This is a genomic window from Rhizobiales bacterium NRL2, assembly GCA_001664005.1.
Classification (GTDB): Bacteria; Pseudomonadota; Alphaproteobacteria; order Minwuiales; family Minwuiaceae; genus Minwuia.
Genome location: CP016093.1, coordinates 147,064 through 166,081, shown reverse-complemented (window position 1 = coordinate 166,081; position 19,018 = coordinate 147,064). Strand labels below are relative to the sequence as shown.

The window sequence follows — 19,018 nt, the reverse complement described above, 5'->3', positions numbered from 1 at the left end:
CGGTTCTAACATTCCGCCATGACAAACCTGACCGAACTGCTCGGCATCGCCGAGAAACGCGCCGAAGGCCGCCCCGTCCTGGTCCATCAGGGCCGGGAATGGAGCCATGCCGAACTCGCCGCCCAGTCCCGCCGCGTCGCCGCCGGGCTGAAATCGCTGGGCGTGGGCAAGGGCGACCGGGTCGCCATCTGGCTGCCCAACGCGCCGGCCTATCTCGCCGTCTTCTTCGCCTGCGCCCGGCTGGGCGCCATCGCGCTGGCGGTGAACACCCGCTACCGCTCGGTCGAGGTGGGCGACATCGTCAGCCGCGCCGGGGCGAAGGCGCTGATCTACTGGCCCGACTTCAAGGGCATCGCCTTCAACGAGATCCTGGCGGAAATCGATCCGGCGGAGCTTTCGGGCCTGGAACACCTGATCGTCTATTCGGAGGATGGCGCGCCGGCGGTCTCCCCGGTGCCCGAGGCGACGCCCGTGTCCTACGACGACCTCGCCGCGCATGCCGAGCTTGAAGAGGATCACGCGGACGACGGTCTCGGCTGCGCGATCTTCACCACCTCGGGCACGACGAGCAAACCGAAGTTCGTCCTGCATCACCAGTCGTCCATCGCCGATCACGGCCTGCAGATCGCCGACAGCTTCGGCTGGCGCGGCGAGGACGTGGTCCACCTGCTGGCCATGCCCTATTGCGGCGTCTTCGGCCTGACCCAGTCCATGGGCGCCATCGCCTCGGGCCGGACCATGATCACCATGCCCTATCTGGACATTCCGGAGGCCGTCAGGCTGATGAAGGCGCACCGCGTCACCCACACCGCGGGCTCCGACGACATGTACGCCATGATGCTGGAAGAGGCGGCGGGCGAGCAGACGCCGTTCCCGGCCTTCCGCTCCGGCATCTACGCGCTGTTCAACGCGGCGCTGGAGGACATCGTCGAGCGCGCCGAGCAGCGCGGCATGTATATCACCGGCGTCTACGGCATGTCGGAGGTGCAGGCGCTGTTCACCCGCTGGCCCGATGGCTCGCCCGTCGCGGTGCGCAAGCGCGGCGGCGGCATCCCCATCGCGCCGACGGCGGCGGTCCGCGTGCGCGATCCGGAGTCGGGCAGGCTGCTCGGCGTCGGCGAGCCGGGCGAGCTGGAGGCGCGCGGCCCGTCGATGATGATGGAATATTTCCTGAACCCGGAGGCAACGGCGAAGACGCTGACCGACGACGGCTTCATCCGCACCGGCGACCTGGCGCAGATGACCGAGGAGGGCGGCTTCGAATATCTCTCCCGCATGGGCGACGTGCTGCGTCTCGGCGGCTTCCTCACCGCGCCGGCGGAGATCGAGGCGCGCCTGCTGGAGCACCCTTCGGTGAAGGATGTGCAGGTGGTCGCCGCCAATGTCGGCGGCCGCAACCGCGCTGTGGCCTTCGTCATTCCAGCCGGCCCCGGCTATGACGAGGCGGCGGTGATCGCTCACTGCGCCGCCGGCCTCGCCAAGTACAAGGTGCCCGCCCGCGCCGTGCCGCTCGACGCCTTCCCTGTCACCCAGTCGGCCAACGGGGTGAAGATCCAGAAGGCGAAGCTGCGCGAGATGGCCGGCGAACTGGACGACGAACCGCGCCGCCGCTCAGGGTAGGGTCAGGGCCGGCCGGGCCGGATTGGTTGATTTGGCGTCCTGGGGCTTGACCCCAGGACCCAGAGAAACGAAGGACTGGGTCCTGGGGTCAAGCCCCAGGACGCCATGTGTTTCCGTCGCTTCGTTGAAGGACCTTGAGCAATCCACTGTTTGACTGAAGCGCGACCCGCCTTGCTTGTCACCTCCGCCAGCCCGAGCGGGGTCAGGGACGAGCCTGTGCGGGGGCCGGAACGGCTCTACTGCCAGTCATACGGTCAACCGGATGCCCGCACAGGGCGGGCATGACCTCCAAGGTCCGACGCTCCCCGCCTCAGACGTAGCCGTCGATGCGGTCGCGCTCGCGGAGCGCCGCCGAGCGCTTCGCCGGATCGCCATAGCCGGCACCGCCGCCGGTCCGGACCACCAGCCGGTCGCCCTTCCTCATCGCCATCGACAGTTTGGAACGGAGCTCGATCCGTTCGCCGCCGCGGATCACCCAGGCGGAGGCCTTGCCGCCGGACTCGCCGCCGAACAGCCCCTCGGGCGGGATGATGAAGCGGTCGCCATAGGCGGCGAAGGTGACGTCGTCGTCCAGGATCTCGTAGACCCGCTGGAAGCCGAGGCCGCCGCGGTGTTCGCCGTCGCCGCCCGAACCGGCCACGAGGCTGTAGTCCAGCACCCGGAAGAACGGATAGCTCATGTCCTGGCTCTCGACGGGAATGTTGCCGCAATTGCTGAGCGGGCTGTCGACCGCGTCGCAGCCGTCGCTCCGGGGCCCCGCGCCATAGCCGCCGCCGAAGATCTCCAGATAGATGTTGTAGCCCTTCGGCCCCAGATGGCTGAGGCAGCAGGCATAGGTGGTGTCGTAGCCGGCGGCGATGACCTTCTCCGGCGCCGCCTGGGCCAGCGCCTTCATCACCGCGTTGAACACCCGGTAGCTGGGCAGCAGCCTGGCGCGCACCGGCGCCGGGGCCTTCGGGTTCAGGATGGAGCCCTCCGGCGCCTCCACGGTGATGGCCCGGGCGCAGCCGGAATTGAACGGCAGGTCGGCGGAAGTCAGCGCCGACTTGATGACCGAAAGCGCTGCGCCAACGGTCGAGGCGAAGGGGTTGTTCATGTTGGACTTCACCTGCGGCGCACTGCCGTCGAAGGTGACGCGGATGTCGGAGCCCTTCACCGTGACCTGGGCGGCGATGCGCAGCGGGCCGCTGCCCTGGCCGTCGTCGTCCAGGAAGTCCTCGCCCTCATAGGTGCCGTCGGGCACCGCCGACAGGGCCTGGCGCATGCGCCGCTCGGCATAGTCCAGCATCTCGTCCATCGCCGCTTCGAGGCGGGCGGCGCCGTGGCGGGCGCAGAGCTCGCGCACGCGCTCCACGCCGATGGCGTTGGCGGCGAACTGCGCCTCGAAATCGCCGATGGTGTGGTCGGGCATGCGGATATTGGCGCGCACGAAGCGCTGCAGCGGGCCGTCATTGCGCCAGTCGCGGGCCAGGTTCCACTTCGTCGGCGGGAAGACGATGCCTTCCTGATGGATATCGGTGGCGTCGGGGTTCAGCCCCGGCGCGCCGCCGCCCAGGTCGATGTGGTGCGCCACCGTCGCCGAGAAACCGAGCAGCCGTCCGTCGACGAAGATCGGCGTGAACAGGAAGACGTCGGGCAGGTGCTGGCCGCCCTGATAGGGATCGTTGGTGATGTAGAAATCGCCCTCCACCAGCTCCTCGGGCGGATACGCGGCGGCGCAGGGGCCGAAGGTGTGGGCGATGGAGCCGAGCTGCAGCGGGATCAGCTCCGACTGGGCGACGACATTGCCGTGCCGGTCGAGGATCGCCGACGAGCAGTCCTCGGCCTCGCGCACGATGGTCGAATGGGCCGAGCGGATCAGCTTCACCCCCATCTCGTGGGCGGTGGCGATCAGTGCCTGGGTGATGACCGCCTGGTCGACGGCCGAGAGGTTCTGCGGTGCGGTATCGGGCATCTTCGGGCTCCTTGGACGCTCGGCCCATTGTGCAGGCAGGGGGGCGTGGCGGGCAAGTCATCCCGCAGGATGGGCGGCTTCGCCCGATCCCCGAGTGACCCTCCGGGCCATCGGCGATGACAGCCGGGCCCCCGCTAGTACCGCTTCTCCCAGGTGATGCCGGTGCTGGTGCTGCCGTCGCGGTCGATCTCGGTGTCGACCTTGACGTTGGGCAGGACATCGATCTCCACGACGACGGAGCCGGATTCCGAATCCACCGACTGCTTGGCGCCGACATAGACGCCTTCGCGGACATAGCGTCCGGCGCTGATGGCGCCCGCCGATTCTGGGTCGTCGCCGCTTTCCAGGCGCAGCACGTCCAGCCCCACCGCGTCGCGGATGCGGTCGGTCGCGCCGCGCTTGCCGTTGGTCAGGGTGCGGATGCCCTGGGCCAGGTTCAGCGCCTCGACCGGCGAGAGCGACTGGCGCGCCTTGTCGAACAGCAGCCGCGGCAGGACCTCGCCTTCGGGCAGTTCCGGGGTCGAGGTGAAATCGATGTCGGGCTGCGAGGGCCGGCCGGAGACGATGATGCGGCCGGTCAGATCCTCGGTCTCGCGGACCAGGACGATGCGGAACTCCGGCGTCAGGTCGCCGGTGAGCCCGATCGAGCCTTCCTCCAGGTCGAAGTCCTTGCCCAGCAGGCTGAGGCTGCCGCGCACGGCGTTGAAGTCGGAGGTGACCTGCGGGTTGTCGGCGGTGCCGGTGATCGTCGCCTGGCCCCGCCATTCGCTTTCCAGTCCCCGGCCGCGGACGAAGAACTGTCCCGGCGCGTCGATGCGGATGTCCAGGTTGACGGGCAGCGGCGGGCCGGGCTCCTCCGCCTCGGCCTCGGCGACCTTGTCGCGCTCCAGCTGGATGGCGACGACGCTGGGTGGCAGGTCCGGCGCCACCAGGCGGATCTCCACGTGATCCAGGGTGTGGCGGCCGACCACGTCCACCGCCTGGCCGTCCCAGGTGACGGTGGTGCGGCCGCTGACCTTCACCTCGGCCTCGTCCCGGCGCACCGCCAGCAGGCCGTCCAGATCCAGACTGACTTCCGCCGTCCTGTCGTCGCCCAGCAGCACCATCTCGCCGCTGCCGCGCAGGCGGCCGCCGACGGGGTCGCGGGCGGAAAGCTGGAAGTCGCCGACGCCCCGGTCGTTGAAGCGGACCGACATGTCGACGTCCTGCAGGATGGTGCCGCTCAACAGGTTCTCGTAGCGCGCGTCGGAAATCACGGCCTCGCCCTGCAGGCGGGGCTGTGACCAGGTACCGTCCATGCGGACGTCGAAGCGGGCGGGACCGGCGGCCAGGTTGTCGCTCTCCGGCAGCAGGGCCACGAGCTGCTGCAGGTTGCCCCGCCACTCCAGCCGGCCGCGGACCGCGCCGTCTGCGGGCGGGATCGGGATCGCCCGGTCGCCCGAAGGCGGCAGCACGCCGGAAGCTTCGGCGACCAGCGGCTGCTCGAAGGGGCCGGCGATGGTGGTCTTCAGGCCGACCTCGCCGTCGGCCCAGCGGCCCTGGGCGCTGACCTGGAAGGTGAAGTCGCCGACTTCCTCGGGCATGCGCAGGTCGGTAAGGGTCAGATCGAGACGGCCGGTGTCCCCCGGTTCCTTGGTATCCAGCCGGATCGTGGCGTTCGCCACGCCGCTCAGGCCCTCGACGCCGCCCAGCGCCGCCAGCGGGCCGAGGGCGAGGTCGGCGATCTCCAGCTGCGCCAGGATCTGGCTCGGGCCATAGGTGGCGTCGCCGGTCACCGCGCCGCCGGCGCTGGCGGCGAGGTCGAGGCCGCGGACGGCGATCAGGTCGCCGCGCAGGGCGACGATGAAGGGGCTGCGGGAAGTGATGTCGCCCTGCGGCGTCTCCAGCACCAGGTCGGCGACGCGCAGACCGAGGGTCTCCGGGTCGGTGAGGTCGGCGGCGATCTCGGTGCGCAGCGACACCTCGACGGGCGCTGCCAGATTGGCGGTGAGCCGCGCGACGGGACGTTCGATCGTGCCGCCCAGATCGGCGGTGACCTGGGTGATGCGGTTCTCGCCGGAGGTGATGGCTGTGACCAGCACGTCGCCGCCGATCCGGGGCGCGCCCTCGCCCGAGGGATCGAGCGTGATTTCGGCCACGGCCGCCTCGATCTGTGCGCCGCCGGCCTCGATGCGCTCCACGGTCACGTCGGCCAGCACGGTCTCGCCGCGGGTCTGCAGGTCGGCTGCGGCGCGGGCGATGCGCGCGCCGCCGGCGTCGATGTCCGTGGCCTGGACGCGGCCGGCGGCGGTCGGCAGCTCTCCGGTCAGGTCGGTAACGTCCAGGTCGACGTCCAGCCGCCCGACGGCGGCCATGTCGCCGGCGCGGACATTGCGCGCGGTCAGATCGATCTTCGCATCCAGCCGCTCGCCCTCGGGTTTCAGCGTCACGGTGCCGTCTGCATCGCCGGCGAGCGGCATGCCGGCCAGCTCCGACAGGTCGGAGAGGTCGTCCACCTTCAGGGTCGCCTGGCCGTCGAAGCCGGTGGTGGCGAGGTCCAGGTTACCCCGGCCCTCCAGCCGCGCCGAGCCCAGCCGGGCGCGGTAGCGGTCCAGGGACAGGCGATTGGCCGCCGGGTCGAAACCGCCGGCGACGTCCAGCGATCCGGTCTGGCCGCCGCTGCGGAAGCTCAGTTCGGCGTCGAAGTCGGGCGAGCCGGCGAGGTCGAAGGCCGAGAACCGGAGGCGTGGCTGGGCGATCTCCCGCCCGCTGACCCTGAGGTCCGCCGCGCGGGCTGTCCCCGTCACCCTCGGATCGTTCAGCGTGCCGCCGATCTCGCCGCTGACGGCCAGGTCGCGCAACCCCTCGATGGATGGCGGCGCCAGCCCCGGCGGCAGTTCGGGCAGGCTCAGCGAATAGTCGCCATCGATGGTTTCGCCCTCCAGCGTGGCGTTGGCGGCGATTTCGGCGCCCTTCGCGGTGTTGCCGGAAATCCGGGCGACCATGGCCTCGCCCATGGGCTCGGCCTCGACGTTCAGATCGACGGTCGATCCGGCGACGTCTGCAAACTGCGGATCGCGCCATTGCAGCTCCTCGAGATGAAGACTGGCGTCGACCGTGCCGCGGTTTTCGCCCAGCCCCTCGATGGTCAGGTCGAGATTGCCCCGGCCGCCGGTGAGCAGCTGCGCCAGCTGCGGTGCGCGGGCGAGATCCTCGGCCTCGACGTGCAACTCGCCGTCCATTTCCCGCTGCTCGAGGTCGACGGTGAAGTGGCCGTTCGCCGTACCCGCCGCCGTCCGGACGTCGAGGCCGCTGATCTCCAGCGCTTCGGGGCCGGCGACGAAATCGAAGGCCAGGGTCGGATCGGCCCCGGCCAGGCTGGCATATTGCGGGTTGCCGGTCTGAGGCTCGTCGATGGTCAGCACGGCGTGGCCGCGCGCCGTCTCGAGATCGCTGGTCGCGTCGATCTCGGCGACGATCCGGTCCGCGGCGTAGTCCTGGAACCGGGGCGCGGCGATATCCGCGCGCATCTTCGCCGTCAGCGTTTCGTCCAGCGCGCCGTCCAGATCGACCTGCAGCGCCGCGGTCTCGAAACGCGCGCCCGTCAGCCAGGGCGCCAGCGCGTCGTCGGCGCGGATATCGGCATTGGCGGCGAGGCGGACGGTATTGGCCGCTCCGTCATAATTGCCTTCGGCGGTCAGGGTCACGGCGGGGCTGTCGAGCTTCAGGCGGTCGATGGTCACCTGGTCGGTCGACGGCCCCGAGACCGCGACATCGACATGCACCACGTCGCCAAGGGCCTGCTTCGGGGCGGAAAGCGCGCCGCCGATCAGGTTCGCCGTCGCGTCGAGGCTGGCGGCATAGCCGCCGTCGGCGGCCAGCGCGAGATCGAGCCGGCCGACCAGGTCGAGGGCGTTCTGCACGGTCAGATCGACATCGATTTCCGCCTCGCCGAAGGGCCCGCCGCCCGTCATGGACAGCCGCACCCTGTCCTCCGGCGCGACGCCCAGCGCGTCGGCCAGCGGCCGGATCGCGGGCATGTCGGCGGCGATGTCCACGTCCATCCGCTCGGCGGCGAAGTCCGCGGTGATATCGGCGCGCACGAAGCTTTCGCCCAGGTCCAGAGGCCGGATGTCCAGGTCCAGACGCTGGACCGCCCCGGCGTCGGCGAGGGCGCCGGTGACGCGGTAGCGCGACTGCACGGGCGCCACGCCTTCGGGCAGGATGACCTCCTCGACCGCCAGTTCCTTCAGGGTGACGGGCAGCGGCGCGCGCGGCCACTGGAAGTTCTCCGGCAGCAGCCGGCCGTCGCTCGCGGTCTCCTCCACCGGCGTCTCGTCGGCAGGCAGGCGCAGCACCTCGACCCGCTCGGCCGCCAGGCGGTCGATGGTCAGGGCGCCGTCCAGCAGGTCGGCGGCGCTGAGATCCAGGGCGACGTCTTCCACCTCCAGCCAGCGTCCGTCCGCGTCCGCAAGGGCGAGACTGTCGAGGTGCAGTACGCCGTCGTCGCCGCGCCGGAAGCGTCCGGTCTCGATGGTCAGGCCGGGGCCGCTGGCGAACCCGGTCGCCTGCTCCAGCGCCCAGGTCCAGGTGTCCTCGCCGGCGCCATAGACGAACCAGGCGATACCGCCCGCCAGCAGGACCACAGGTGTGAGCAGGATGGCCGCGAGCCACCCGAAGATCCGGAGAGCGCGCCGCATCAGAATGCCTGGCCGAGACTGATGTAGAATTCGAAGAAGTTGTCCTCGTCGCGGCGGTGCAGCGGGAAGGCGAGATCGAAGCGGATGGGCCCCACGGGGCTGTAATAGCGCACGCCGCCGCCGACGCCGACATGCAGCGTCTCGGTGGCGTCGGGGAAGGGCTCGGCAGCGACATAGCCGGTGTCGACGAAGGCCACCACGCCCAGGTCCTCCATGAAGCGGGCACGGAGCTCGATGGCATTCTCCGACAGGAACCGCCCGCCGGTCAGTTCGCCGGCGTCATTGGTCGGTGAGATCGACTGGAACTCGTAGCCGCGTACGGACGCGCCGCCGCCGGCGAAGAAGCGTTCGTTGACCGGCACGTCGTCGAGCGCCTGCGAGAGAATGGTCGCGACGCGGGCGCGCAGGGCCAGCACCAGGCTGTTCTCCCCGATCAGCGGCTGATAGAACGCGCCGCCCAGCGAGATGCGGCCGAAATAGGCGGGATCGCCGTTGTTGAGGCCGGCATAGGGCGCTGCCGCCAGGAACAGGCGGAAGCCTTCGGTGGCGTTGAGCTGGTCATTGGCGCGGTCGAGATTGGCGAAGGTGGGGAAGCCGAGCAGGTAGGCCGTATCGTTCTCGATGTCCGATTCCACCTTGGCCGCGCTGGCCTCGACGGAGGTGCCGACGCGCCAGTGCTCGCCCACGCCGGTCTCGACCCCGATGCGCGCGGTGGCGGATTCCTCGGAGAAGGCGTCGTCGTCCAGCCGCCGCAGGGTGAAGCTCTCCTTCAGGGTCCAGCGCTCGGTCGGCGTGTGCGGCTGGGTCATCCCGAAGGTCAGCTTCTGTTCCTTCAGCGAGGCATCGAGCTCGGCGCGGAAGTCCTCGGCGCCGCCGAACAGGTTGCGATGCCGCCAGGCGATCCGCGCGCCGGGCCCGAGATCGGTGTCGTAGCGCAAGCCGCCGGAGATGGAGCGCAGCTTGGCGTCCGCGACCTTCAGCGTGATCGGTCGCGCCACCTGTTCGGGATCGGGGGTCTGCGGCGGCTGCACCGAGACGGCGTCGAACAGGCCGGTCGCGCGCATCGCTTCCTGGAACTTCTCCACCTTCTGGCGGTCGTAGGGCTCGCCCTCCTGCCAGGGGATGCGGTCCATGATGTAGTCGCGGGCCAGCTTGGTGTCGCCCTCGATCACCAACGGCCCGAAGGTCGTGTACGGACCCGGATCGAACCTGGCCGTCACCGTCAGCGTGTGGTTCTCGGTGTTGGCGACGGCGCGGCGGTCGATGAAGCGCGCATAGGGGAAGCCATTGCGGCTGAGAAAGCGCACGACGCGAGTCTCGGCCGCGACGATGTCCTCGCCATGGGCCTCGGCGCCCTCGCCCAGGTCGGCCGCACGCTTGATCTCCGCGTCCGTGGGCAGTTCTTCGGGATGCGGCTCGAAAGCCGGCTGGAAGGCTGCGATGGTGTAGGCGGTCCCCGGGGCGACGTCGAAGATGGCGCGCGCGTCCGCGTCCGGGTCGCCGGGCGTCTCCTCCACGCGGATTTCCACCGTGGCGTCGTAGTGGGCTTCGGCCGACATCACCTGCATCAGGGTCGCGCGGTCGTTCTCGGCGCGCCGTTTCAGTCCGGCAATGCTCGGCGCGCCGCGCTGCTGATAGCGGAAGGTGTCGAGCGAGGCGCGGATGACTTCGCGGACGTCGGGCTGCTCGTCCAGGCCATCGATGGTCGCGGTATAGCTCACGGGCAGCGGCCCCGAGAGCGCGGAATCCCTGTCATCCCCGGCCCCCTCCCCGTCCAGCAGGGTGCCGCAGCCAGCGAGCGCGAGCGCGCAGAGCGCAGCGGCTGTCAACCTGAGGAGGGGCAGTCGATGTGACGAGATGCTTATCTGGTACCGTCCTGGACAATCTTGCTCTTCTTACGCGACTGATGTGACCCGGATTACCCACGGTGGCAATTCCGGTCATGTCATGGCCGCGCCGCCCGGCCGCAAGGGACACAATGCCACGCGCGCTGGCGCCCGGTCAGAATACACCGGCCTCCAGTCCCGCGGCCATCAGCGTTCCCAGTTCCCGGCACTGGTCCAGGAAGTCGTCCTGCCAGTCGCCCCGGCAGACCAGCGGCTCGCGCACCGCATTCCAGCGCAGGCCGGTGGTGATGGTCTCGACCGCGCGGCAGGTGCCGGTGCCGTCATGGCCGGCGCGGACATAGAGGGCATAGGGCAGACCCTGCTTCTCCTCCAGCACGGCGTAGTAGGTGCGGTCGAAGAAGTCCTTCAGCGCGCCGCTCATATAGCCGAGATTCTCGGTGGTGCCGAGCACGATGCCGTCGGCGGCCATGACGTCGTCGGGTCCGGCCTCGAAGGGGGTGAGCAAGCGGACGTCCACGCCCTCGATGGCGTCGTCCCGCGCGCCGTCGGCGACCGCGTCCGCCAGCCGCTGCGTGTTCGGCGATGGCACGTGGGCGACGATCAGCATGGTCTTTGCGCTCATGACTGCACTCCGGCGCGTGATGTCCCGGCAAGCCTAGAGTATCGGCGGCGCGGATTGAAGGCCCGGGCCGGAAAGGTCTAGCGGATGGGCCTCATGTCCAGCCGGCTGGTGCGCGCCGTCGCGCCGGGCAGGCCGGCGAGGAACTGCGCGGCGCCGAGGACGATGGCGACGCGGCCGTCGGGGGCATGGAGCGGCATCGCCACGGCCTGGAACAGGCGATAGGCGCTCCAGTCGCCGCTCGCCTCGGTGAAGACGGCGTGCGGCTCGCGCGTCTCGACGATCCGACGGAGCACGGTGGCGATCGCTTCCCGGCCCCAGGCCCCGCCGCCGCATTCGATGCGCCGGCCGGTGGGGTCGCGGCCGAAGCGGCTGGCCAGCCGGGTGCCCACCAGACGGTAGCGCAGGCCCCCGTCGCAGCCGATGTCGACCATGAACAGGTCCGGCAGGACGAATTTCAGGTCTTCCGGCCCGAAGTCGGTCCGCCCGGGCTGTGGGCTGCGGCGTCTCAGGTCGAGCCAGAAGGCCGCCAGATCGGCAATGCTGCCGGCCGACACCGGGTCTCCGCCGGCCGACTCCATCGTTTCCTTCAATTCGGCCACGCAGACCGGCCCGCCCAGCCGCAGCAGTCCTTCGGGCTCATCTTCATGCTCGTTCGCAAGTCGCTTCGTCATCATGGAACCGCCCTGTCGGGGATGCAGTTTGTTGCTAGTAGCAACTTAAAATTCGGCATCCTGCACGTCAATGAACAAATTGCTACTAGCAACAATAGCGGCTAGGATCGTGACGATGAACACAAACGCCGATCCGCCGGGCCGACCCGCCATCGCACTGGCGAACCTGCTGGAGCAGACCGCGCGGCATGTCTATGACCAGCGCGGCGCCGGGGGCCTGCATCCCGTGCAGTGGTCGGCGCTGCGGTTCTTCGCCCGCGCCAACCGCTCGGCCCGGTCGGTCGCCGGGCTGGCGCGCTATCTGGGGGTCACGCTGGGGCCGGCGTCACGCACCGTCGGCGCGCTCCGCCGCCACGGACTGGTCGACGCGGTGAAGGACCCGGCGGACGGCCGCGCCTCGATCATCTCGCTGACCGCAGCGGGGCGGCATATGCTGCAACAGGATCCGATCCACCGCCTGGCGCGGGCCATCGAGGGGTTGCCGGAGACGGATGCGGGGGGTCTGGGGCGTGCGCTGACGCGGCTGTCCACGGCCCTGAGGGAGGGTGAGAGCCAGAATGACGACGCCGAAGACCGTGACGCCTGAGCCGGGGACCGACAGCGAGCGGCTGATCGACCTTTTCGAGCGCGCCGGCCGCTTCGGCGCCTGGCGCATCGATCTGCCCGATCGCCGATTCCGGCCGATCCGGGGGATTTTCCAGTTGCTGGGCGATGTCCGTCTCGACGGAGACGTTCCCGTCGACGACGTGCTGGCCCAGTTCGGTCCCGCGGACAGGGAAGCGCTGCGCGAAGGCCTGGATCGCCTGATCGCCGACGGCGCGCGTCTGTCCCATGAAACGGCGCTGATCGAACGCAACGGCCGGCCGCTGGCGGTGGTCGTCGAGGCCCTGCCGGAATTCGGACCGGACGGCGAGGTGAGCGGTGTCGTCGGCATCACGCGCGATGTCACGGAACGGGTGCTGGCCGAGCGGGAAAGGGCGCGCGCCGAGGCCCGGCTGCGCGGCGTCTTCGATGCGCTCGACCGCTCCGGCGTCGGCATCGGCGCCATCGATGCGGCGGGCCGCATGACCATGGCCCGCCCCGCCCTGCTGGCCCTGACGGGACACCGCTCGGAGGCCGAAGTGCTGGGCCGGCGCTGGGTCGACCTGCAGGGGCCGGGCGGCCGGACGGACCTGGAGGCCGCACTGGGGGCGCTCGACGCCGGCGCCGCAAGCCGGGAGCTGGGCGATGTCGAATGGCTGCGCCCCGACGGCCGCCGGCTGCACCTCGCCGTGCGCCTTGCGCCCTCCCCCGGAGGCGGCCGGGTGATCAGCCTGGTGGACCAGAGCGAGCAGTACGCCGCGCGCGAGGAAAGCCGGGCCCGCGAAAGCCGTACCCGCGCCATTCTGGACGCCATCGACGCCGCGGGCATCGGTTTCTGCGTCGAGGACCATGCCGGCGGCATCTTCGCGGTCTCGCCCCGGCTGGCCGAACTGTTCGGCGTCGGGCGCGACGAGGATCTCCTTGGCCGCCGCTGGAAGGACGTTCTCGACCTGCCCGAGGAGGTCCGGACCCTGAGCGACGAGGAGGACCGGGCCCACGCCGCCGGTCGCCCGCGGCCGGTGGTCTACCCGGCCTTCGAGCTGCGCCGCCGCGACGGCGCGGTGGCGCGCCTGCATGCGCGCTCCACGCCGCTGCCCGGCATCGGGCGGCTGCTGCTGGTGCTGGACGAAACCGAACGCTGGCGCATGGAGCGCCGCCAGGCGGAGGTCGACCGCCACCTGCAGCGGGTACAGAAGCTGGAGGCCGTGGGCCAGCTCGCCGGCGGCGTCGCCCACGAGATCAACAACCTGCTCCACCCCATCCGCACCTTCGCCCGCGCCGCCGCCGCTGCCGGCGAAGCGGCGGACCGCGACCGCTATCTGGCCCGGGTGCGCGAATGCGCCGACAAGGCCCGCGACATCGTCCGCGAGATGCTCAGCTTCGCGCGCGGCAGCGAGGGACAGATGGCCCCGGCCCCGCTTGGCGCGCTGGTGGCGGATTCGGTCGCCTTCTCCCGCGACCTGCCGCTCAGGGGCGTCGAGATCGAGCTCGACCTGCCCGAAGAGGAGATCGTGGCGACGGTGAACGAGACCGAGTTCACCCAGGTGCTGCTCAACCTGCTGACCAACGCCGCCGACGCCATGGCCGACCGGGGCATCGTGCGCGTGCAGCTTTCGGCGGTGGACCTGGCCGAGGGCGCGCGCCCGGGCGCGGCCGCCGGCCGCTATGCCCGCATCGCGGTGAGCGACGACGGCCCGGGCATGAGCCGGGAGGTGCTGGACCGCATCTTCGAGCCCTTCTTCACCACCAAGGAGCCGGGCAAGGGAACCGGGCTCGGCCTGTCCGTGGTCTATGGTATCATCCATCGGTGGGGCGGCCTCATCGAGGTCGAATCGGCCCGCGGCCGCGGCGCCAGCGTGATCATCCTGCTGCCGGCCGCGGACGGGATCTGACGGGCGAGGGGGATAAGGGGACTTGGCCAGGATACTTGTCGCCGAGGACGTGCCGGAAATGCGCGAGGCGCTGGACCTGGTGCTCCGCCAGGCCGGGCACGAGGCCGTGTTGACGGCGGATGGCGAGGCCGCGCTGGCGCGTCTCGGCGAAAGCGCCTTCGACGTTCTCGTGCTCGACATCTGGATGCCGAAGAAGGGCGGACTGGACGTCATGAAGGCGGTGACGGAGAACTGGCCCGAAATGCCGGTGATCGTCATTTCCGGCGGCGGCCCGGACGCCACGCTGGAGAACGTCACCGCCGTCGCCGATCTCTATGGCGCGATCCGCGTGCTCTACAAGCCCTTCGACGACGAGGAACTGGTCGAGGCCGTGGCCGAGGCCCTGGGCGCGTAGAGCGCCGTCCTCAGCCGCCGCGTATCGGGGTCTCCGCTCCGCCGCGCTTGCGCCTGGCCAGCAGGTTCAGCACTTCCACCAGGATCGAGAAGGCGATGGCGAAGTAGAGATAGCCCCGCGGGATGTGGAAATGCAGCCCGTCGGCGATCAGCGCCATGCCCACCAGCAGCAGGAAACTCAGCGCCAGCATCTTGGTCGTCGGATGGCGCTTGATGAAGTCGGCGACCGGCGTCGCCGCGAACATCATCACCGCGATGGCGATGGAGACGGCCGCGATCATGATCGGCAACTGGTCGGTCATGCCGACGGCGGTGATCACCGAATCCAGCGAGAACACGGCGTCCAGCGCCACGATCTGCACGATGGCCATGGCGAAGCCGGTGCTGCCGGGCCGGGAGGTCGTCTCCTCGCCCTCGACCGAGTGATGGATCTCCATCGTGCCCTTGACCAGCAGGAACAGCCCGCCGCCCAGCATGATCAGGTCGCGCCAGCTCACAACATGGTCGAAGACCTCGAAGATCGGCGTCGTCAGCCGCGCGATCCAGACGATGGCGAACAGCAGCGCGATGCGCATGCCGAGGGCGAGACCCAGGCCGATGCGCTGCGCCAGCGGCTGCTGCTCCGGCTTCAGCCTGGCGGTGACGATGGACAGGAAGACGAGATTGTCGATGCCGAGCACCACCTCGAGCGCGGTCAGGGTCGCGAGCGACGCCCACGCGCTCGGGTCGGACAGCAGTCCCATGATCTCGGCCATATCCGGTCCCCTCCATCTGCGGCGGCGTAGCGCCGGCGTTGAGAATGGGTCAGGCCGCGAGGCCTTTCAAGGCGAGACGCTGGGTCGCCAGCGCGCGCTCCCAGATCATCCGCTTCCAGTCGCCGGCGTCCTGGTAGAAGGCATCGCGCACGGCGCGCTTGATCTCACGGCCGCGGGCGGTGCCGGGGTCGCCGTGATGGCGCAGCCAGTTGTCGGAGACCAGCGCGCCGATCACCTTGTCCTCGGGCTGGGTGCCGTACTCCAGCGCGATGGCGGTGACGTCCGCAGCCGGCAGCATGTCCTCGACGGCGTCCAGCATCTGCCCCGTCAGCTTCGCCGAGGCCGAGGTGCCGAGATGGGGCGAGGCGGCGTCGCCCTCGTACCAGGCCATGGCGCGGTCATAGCCGGGCGTGCCGGGATGGTGGTCGACGATGCGCTCGCCGAAGCCGCGCGGGCCGAGGCCGGTATGATAGTCGATGACGGCGAGGTGCTTCAGTCCGGCGCAGCGGCCCCGCACGATCGCCTCCACCGTGCGCCGGGACCAGCTCGGCCCCCGGCCGCCATAGAAGATGCCCTGCGGATCCTCGTACTGGCCTGCGGTCGCCGCCTCCCGGAACGTCCAGAAGCCCTCGCGCGCGACATAGTCGTCGACGCCCGCCCTGATGCGGTCCAGCGTGCTCTCGTCCCAGTTCTCGGGACAGAGGATCGGCCGCACCTCGCGGTAGCGCGGGTTGGCCGGCGGCTCGGCGTGATCGACGAAATTGCGGTTGAGGTCGATATTGTCCTCGGTCGTCCGCGACAGCGCGGCGAAGCCGTAAGGGTTGATGGCGTGGACGTGGACCTGCGCCGTGTCAGCCGGAACCTCCCGCCAGAGGCCCTCGGCCAGCCAGGCGGTCTGCACCCCCGAGCCGCAGAAGCCTTCCGCCCCATGCGTGCCCGAGAAGGTCAGCAGCATCTTCTCCGCCGCCGGATCGCCCAGCACCGCCACGTCGGTCGTCAGTTCGACGCCGGCGGGGCTGGCCGCGGGGTTGACGTGGCGCTCCAGCCGGGCGCCGGCGGCCTCCGCGGCGGCGCGGAATTTCGCGCGCGCATCGGCGTAGTCCGTGGCGAAATGACGGGCGATGTCCATGGGGGCTGTCCTCGGGGCTCGGGTGACGGCGGAGACTGACACGGCGCACATTGCGGGAATGTGAGCGTTCCTGCAGCGGGGGCAAGGGGTCAGGGGGCTTCTTTCCGTCCCCCGAAGGTGCTGCCGGCCGAGGCTGAGACGATGCAGCCGATGGCGGTCCATTGCGTCCAGTCCAGCCGCTCGTCCAGCAGGACGAAGCCGACCAGGGCGGCGACAGCCGGCGCGCCGCTGATCACCAGCCCGAAGACGCTGCCCGACACGCGCCGGAGCGTCAGCATCTCCAGCAGGTAGGGCACGACGCTGGAGAGTACGGCCACCGCCGCGCCGATCGCCAGGATCTCCGCATCCAGCAGGACGGCGCCGGAATTGACTGCGCCGATGGGCGCGACGAACAGCGCGGCGGCGAGCATGCCCCAGGTCACCGCCTGCCCGGCCGGCAGCACCGAGGCGCGCTTGCCGAAGACGATGTAGAGCGCCCAGCAGCCGGCGGCGGCGCCCGCCCAGGCGATGCCGACAGGGTCGAGCGCGCCCGGCCCGGTCTCGATCGGCAGCAGGATCGCGAGGCCGGTGACCGCCAGCGCGACCCAGAGCAGGTCGACGAGGCGCCGGCAGCCGGCGAGCGCCACGACCAGCGGTCCCGTCACCTCGATGGCGACGGCGATGCCGATCGGGATCAGCTCCATGGCGCGGTAGATGGAGAAGTTCATCGCGCCCAGCATCACGCCATAGGCGGCGACCGAGCGGATGGCGCGGCGGTCGAGCCGGGCCCGCCAGGGCCGCCAGATCAGGGCCAGGAACAGCGCCGAGAGGCCGATCCGGAGCACGGTGACGCCGTCCGCACCGACCAGCGGGAACAGGGTCTTGGCGAAGGCCGCGCCGACATATTGCGAGATCAGCGCGGCGCTGAGGAACAGCAGCGGGATCGCCGCGTCGGCCGGCGAGCGCAGGGCGCCGGGCGGCGGTCCGCTCAGGCGCTCACCTTCCATCGCCCGGCCCTTCCGGCCAGCCGGCTGTCAGCAGCTCGTCGGCGAGCGGATGATCGTCGGGCACGGCGCGGGAGAGCATCACCGCGCCGGCCATGCGGGCGACGATCCCGGTGGCGCGGCGGCGGCGGTCGTCCGGGTCGCGGGTCTCCGGGAGCAGGTGTTCCACCGTGCCGATCAGCTCTTCCAGACCCTCGGCGAAGGCCTGCCGCACCGCCGGCTCCTCGCGCGCCGTCTCCGCGGCCAGCGCCGGGGCGGGACAGGCGCGGGCGGGGGCGTCGCGCGCCGCCCGTGAGAGATAGCCCCGGAGCAGTTCGTCCAGGCTGCGCGCGCCGGCGCGTTCGGCGGCCATGCGGCGGAAGGCGTCCTCCAGCGCTTCGGCCGCCAGCGCCGACTTGGACGGGAAATGGTTGTAGAAGCCGCCATGGGTCAGGCCGGCGGCCTTCATCAGGTCGCTGACGGCGACGCCGCCGAAGCCGCGCGCGCGGAACAGCTCGCCCGAGACCTTCCGGATCCGCTCCCGGTTTCTCTGCGCCTCCTGCCGGCTGATCCGCATGACCGTTCCTCCAACGCAACAATCCGCGTATTGCGTACACACATCATCAATAGAACCTGGACGGACGGAGGAAAAGCATTGTTTGCGGCTTGCCGAGCGCCGGCTGCGCATTATTAATGATGTACATCATCAAAAGGACGCCGGCATGCCGCCGCCGCCCGCAGCCGCAGGAGAAGCCCGATGCCGCTCTGGAAGATCTACCACCCCGAGGACGCCTTCACCGTCGAGGAACGCCAGGAGCTGGCCGGGCGCATCACCGCGCTCTACGACCGCCTGCCGGAATTCTATGTGGGCGTCGTGTTCGAAGCGGTGGCGCCGGACGCTTTCTTCATCGGCGGCGAGCCGCGTGACAATTTCGTGCGCATCTGGGTGGACCACATCGCGCGCACCCTCCCGACCGAGGAACTGCGCACCTGGTGGATCGGCCGCTGCGACGAGGCGCTGGCGCCCTTCATCCGCGACAAGGGGCTCGACTGGGAGTTCCATATCGACGAGACGCCCTTCGACCTCTGGTCGATCCAGGGTCACCGTCCGCCGAAACCGGACACCGAGGACGAGAAGCGCTGGAAGCGGGAGAACCGGCCCAGCCCACCGACCGGGCGATAGCGCCGGCCGCGGCTACCGGGAGGCGATCTCCAGGATCAGCTTCCTTACCAGCGCCTCCCGGAACCCGCCGGGGCTGTCGACCGGCAGGGCGAAGGACCACGGCCCGCCGATGACGTCGCGCCGGAAATGCTCCAGCAGGGCCATGCCGCCCGGCCCGGTCATGCCGCCCGAGCGGTAGTTCAGCGCCAGGGCGTTGATGACGATGCCGTCCGCCACTGCCGCGTCGCGCGCGGTCCCCAGCGGCATGCCGCCATACTGGCCGGCGTCGCCGGAGACGTCGATCACCTTGCGGTGGCCGTCGAAGGCGTTCTCCTGGATCCACGCATGGCAGAAGGCGATGGCGTTGGAGATCGAGTTCCAGCCCACGGCGCGCCGGGGCGCGGCGCGGATGCGCCCGGCGAAGTCCGCCGCGGCCTCCGGACCGCCGATGAAATGCCAGTCCGTCACCGGGTTCATGCTGTCGGCGCCGCCCCACTCCATCATGGCGACGGCGATGCCGCCCTCGTAGCCCGACGCGATGATGTCGAGCACCCGTCGGTCGGCGATGGCATGGGCGTAGGCTTCCCGCTGGAAGGCGAACTCGTCCGCGTCGATGGAGCCGGAGCCGTCGACGGCGAGACAGATCTCCACGTCGACCGCGCGGCGCGTGTCTTCCCGAGCCGCCGCGCCGGGCGGCGGAAGGAGCAGGGCCGCGAGGGCCAGCATGGCGAGCGCGGTTCTCAAGCGGTC

At 70.4% G+C, this 19,018-nt stretch carries 15 protein-coding genes; 5 read left to right on the top strand and 10 right to left on the bottom strand.

Annotated elements, in window-relative coordinates; all coding sequences use genetic code 11:
• The first annotated feature begins 18 nt into the window (after positions 1–18).
• Positions 19–1,620: a hypothetical protein gene (locus TEF_00730; GenBank protein ID ANK79474.1), complete on the top strand. Its 1,602-nt coding sequence runs from the start codon at positions 19–21 to the stop codon at positions 1,618–1,620.
• Positions 1,621–1,930: 310 nt separating this feature from the next.
• Here the strand turns inward: TEF_00730 and TEF_00725 are convergent, their stop codons facing one another.
• The 5 genes from TEF_00725 to TEF_00705 all read right to left on the bottom strand — a co-directional run bounded on the left by TEF_00725 (position 1,931) and on the right by TEF_00705 (position 11,396).
• Positions 1,931–3,574, bottom strand: coding sequence for a methylhydantoinase (locus TEF_00725; GenBank protein ANK79473.1), 1,644 nt, complete (start codon positions 3,572–3,574; stop codon positions 1,931–1,933).
• Between the two features lie 134 nt (positions 3,575–3,708).
• Positions 3,709–8,253, bottom strand: coding sequence for a hypothetical protein (locus TEF_00720; protein ANK79472.1), 4,545 nt, complete (start codon positions 8,251–8,253; stop codon positions 3,709–3,711).
• Positions 8,253–10,082, bottom strand: coding sequence for a hypothetical protein (locus TEF_00715; protein ID ANK79471.1), 1,830 nt, complete (start codon positions 10,080–10,082; stop codon positions 8,253–8,255). Before TEF_00715 ends, TEF_00720 begins: the two co-directional genes overlap by 1 nt.
• A gap of 172 nt (positions 10,083–10,254) precedes the next feature.
• A complete protein-coding gene (locus TEF_00710; protein ID ANK79470.1) occupies positions 10,255–10,722 on the bottom strand; it encodes a flavodoxin in 468 nt (155 codons plus the stop codon).
• 77 nt (positions 10,723–10,799) lie between these two features.
• Positions 10,800–11,396, bottom strand: a complete 597-nt coding sequence (locus tag TEF_00705) for a hypothetical protein (GenBank protein ANK79469.1) — start codon at positions 11,394–11,396, stop codon at positions 10,800–10,802.
• A gap of 112 nt (positions 11,397–11,508) precedes the next feature.
• Here TEF_00705 and TEF_00700 point away from each other — a divergent pair, with 112 nt between their 5' ends.
• The 3 genes from TEF_00700 to TEF_00690 are packed head-to-tail and all read left to right on the top strand — an operon-like array spanning position 11,509 to position 14,261.
• A complete protein-coding gene (locus TEF_00700) occupies positions 11,509–11,979 on the top strand; it encodes a hypothetical protein (GenBank protein ID ANK79468.1) in 471 nt (156 codons plus the stop codon).
• Positions 11,969–13,867 carry a hypothetical protein gene (locus TEF_00695; protein ANK79467.1) on the top strand — a complete coding sequence of 633 codons (1,899 nt, stop codon included), beginning with the start codon at positions 11,969–11,971 and terminating at the stop codon, positions 13,865–13,867. The genes TEF_00700 and TEF_00695 overlap by 11 nt, the downstream gene beginning before the upstream one ends.
• A gap of 58 nt (positions 13,868–13,925) precedes the next feature.
• Positions 13,926–14,261, top strand: a complete 336-nt coding sequence (locus TEF_00690) for a hypothetical protein (protein ID ANK83194.1) — start codon at positions 13,926–13,928, stop codon at positions 14,259–14,261.
• Between the two features lie 10 nt (positions 14,262–14,271).
• On the opposite strand, the gene TEF_00685 is transcribed toward TEF_00690, so the two are convergent.
• The 4 genes from TEF_00685 to TEF_00670 form a co-directional block, all read right to left on the bottom strand.
• The gene (locus TEF_00685) at positions 14,272–15,015 is read right to left on the bottom strand and encodes a hypothetical protein (protein ANK79466.1); all 744 of its coding nucleotides are present in this window, start codon (positions 15,013–15,015) and stop codon (positions 14,272–14,274) included.
• 49 nt (positions 15,016–15,064) lie between these two features.
• A complete protein-coding gene (locus TEF_00680) occupies positions 15,065–16,144 on the bottom strand; it encodes a hypothetical protein (protein ID ANK79465.1) in 1,080 nt (359 codons plus the stop codon).
• An 89-nt stretch (positions 16,145–16,233) separates the two neighbouring features.
• Positions 16,234–17,130, bottom strand: a complete 897-nt coding sequence (locus tag TEF_00675; GenBank protein ANK79464.1) for a threonine/homoserine exporter RhtA — start codon at positions 17,128–17,130, stop codon at positions 16,234–16,236.
• Positions 17,120–17,683 carry a hypothetical protein gene (locus TEF_00670; protein ANK79463.1) on the bottom strand — a complete coding sequence of 188 codons (564 nt, stop codon included), beginning with the start codon at positions 17,681–17,683 and terminating at the stop codon, positions 17,120–17,122. The genes TEF_00675 and TEF_00670 overlap by 11 nt, the downstream gene beginning before the upstream one ends.
• Before the next feature lie 180 nt (positions 17,684–17,863).
• On the opposite strand from TEF_00670, the gene TEF_00665 reads away from it, so the two are divergent.
• Positions 17,864–18,289, top strand: a complete 426-nt coding sequence (locus TEF_00665; protein ANK79462.1) for a 4-oxalocrotonate tautomerase — start codon at positions 17,864–17,866, stop codon at positions 18,287–18,289.
• A 12-nt stretch (positions 18,290–18,301) separates the two neighbouring features.
• On the opposite strand, the gene TEF_00660 is transcribed toward TEF_00665, so the two are convergent.
• Positions 18,302–18,994, bottom strand: coding sequence for a hypothetical protein (locus TEF_00660; GenBank protein ANK79461.1), 693 nt, complete (start codon positions 18,992–18,994; stop codon positions 18,302–18,304).
• Positions 18,995–19,018: the final 24 nt, after the last annotated feature.

Bases quoted from the DNA above. Each gene is read 5' to 3' on its own strand.
- TEF_00675 (ANK79464.1), bottom strand. From the start codon at position 17,130: ATGGAAGGTGAGCGCCTGAGCGGACCGCCGCCCGGCGCCCTGCGCTCG.
- TEF_00720 (ANK79472.1), bottom strand. From the start codon at position 8,253: ATGCGGCGCGCTCTCCGGATCTTCGGGTGGCTCGCGGCCATCCTGCTC.
- TEF_00730 (ANK79474.1), top strand. From the start codon at position 19: ATGACAAACCTGACCGAACTGCTCGGCATCGCCGAGAAACGCGCCGAA.
- TEF_00685 (ANK79466.1), bottom strand. From the start codon at position 15,015: ATGGCCGAGATCATGGGACTGCTGTCCGACCCGAGCGCGTGGGCGTCG.
- TEF_00725 (ANK79473.1), bottom strand. From the start codon at position 3,574: ATGCCCGATACCGCACCGCAGAACCTCTCGGCCGTCGACCAGGCGGTC.
- TEF_00700 (ANK79468.1), top strand. From the start codon at position 11,509: ATGAACACAAACGCCGATCCGCCGGGCCGACCCGCCATCGCACTGGCG.
- TEF_00680 (ANK79465.1), bottom strand. From the start codon at position 16,144: ATGGACATCGCCCGTCATTTCGCCACGGACTACGCCGATGCGCGCGCG.
- TEF_00690 (ANK83194.1), top strand. From the start codon at position 13,926: ATGCGCGAGGCGCTGGACCTGGTGCTCCGCCAGGCCGGGCACGAGGCC.
- TEF_00665 (ANK79462.1), top strand. From the start codon at position 17,864: ATGCCGCTCTGGAAGATCTACCACCCCGAGGACGCCTTCACCGTCGAG.
- TEF_00670 (ANK79463.1), bottom strand. From the start codon at position 17,683: ATGCGGATCAGCCGGCAGGAGGCGCAGAGAAACCGGGAGCGGATCCGG.
- TEF_00705 (ANK79469.1), bottom strand. From the start codon at position 11,396: ATGATGACGAAGCGACTTGCGAACGAGCATGAAGATGAGCCCGAAGGA.
- TEF_00710 (ANK79470.1), bottom strand. From the start codon at position 10,722: ATGAGCGCAAAGACCATGCTGATCGTCGCCCACGTGCCATCGCCGAAC.
- TEF_00660 (ANK79461.1), bottom strand. From the start codon at position 18,994: ATGCTGGCCCTCGCGGCCCTGCTCCTTCCGCCGCCCGGCGCGGCGGCT.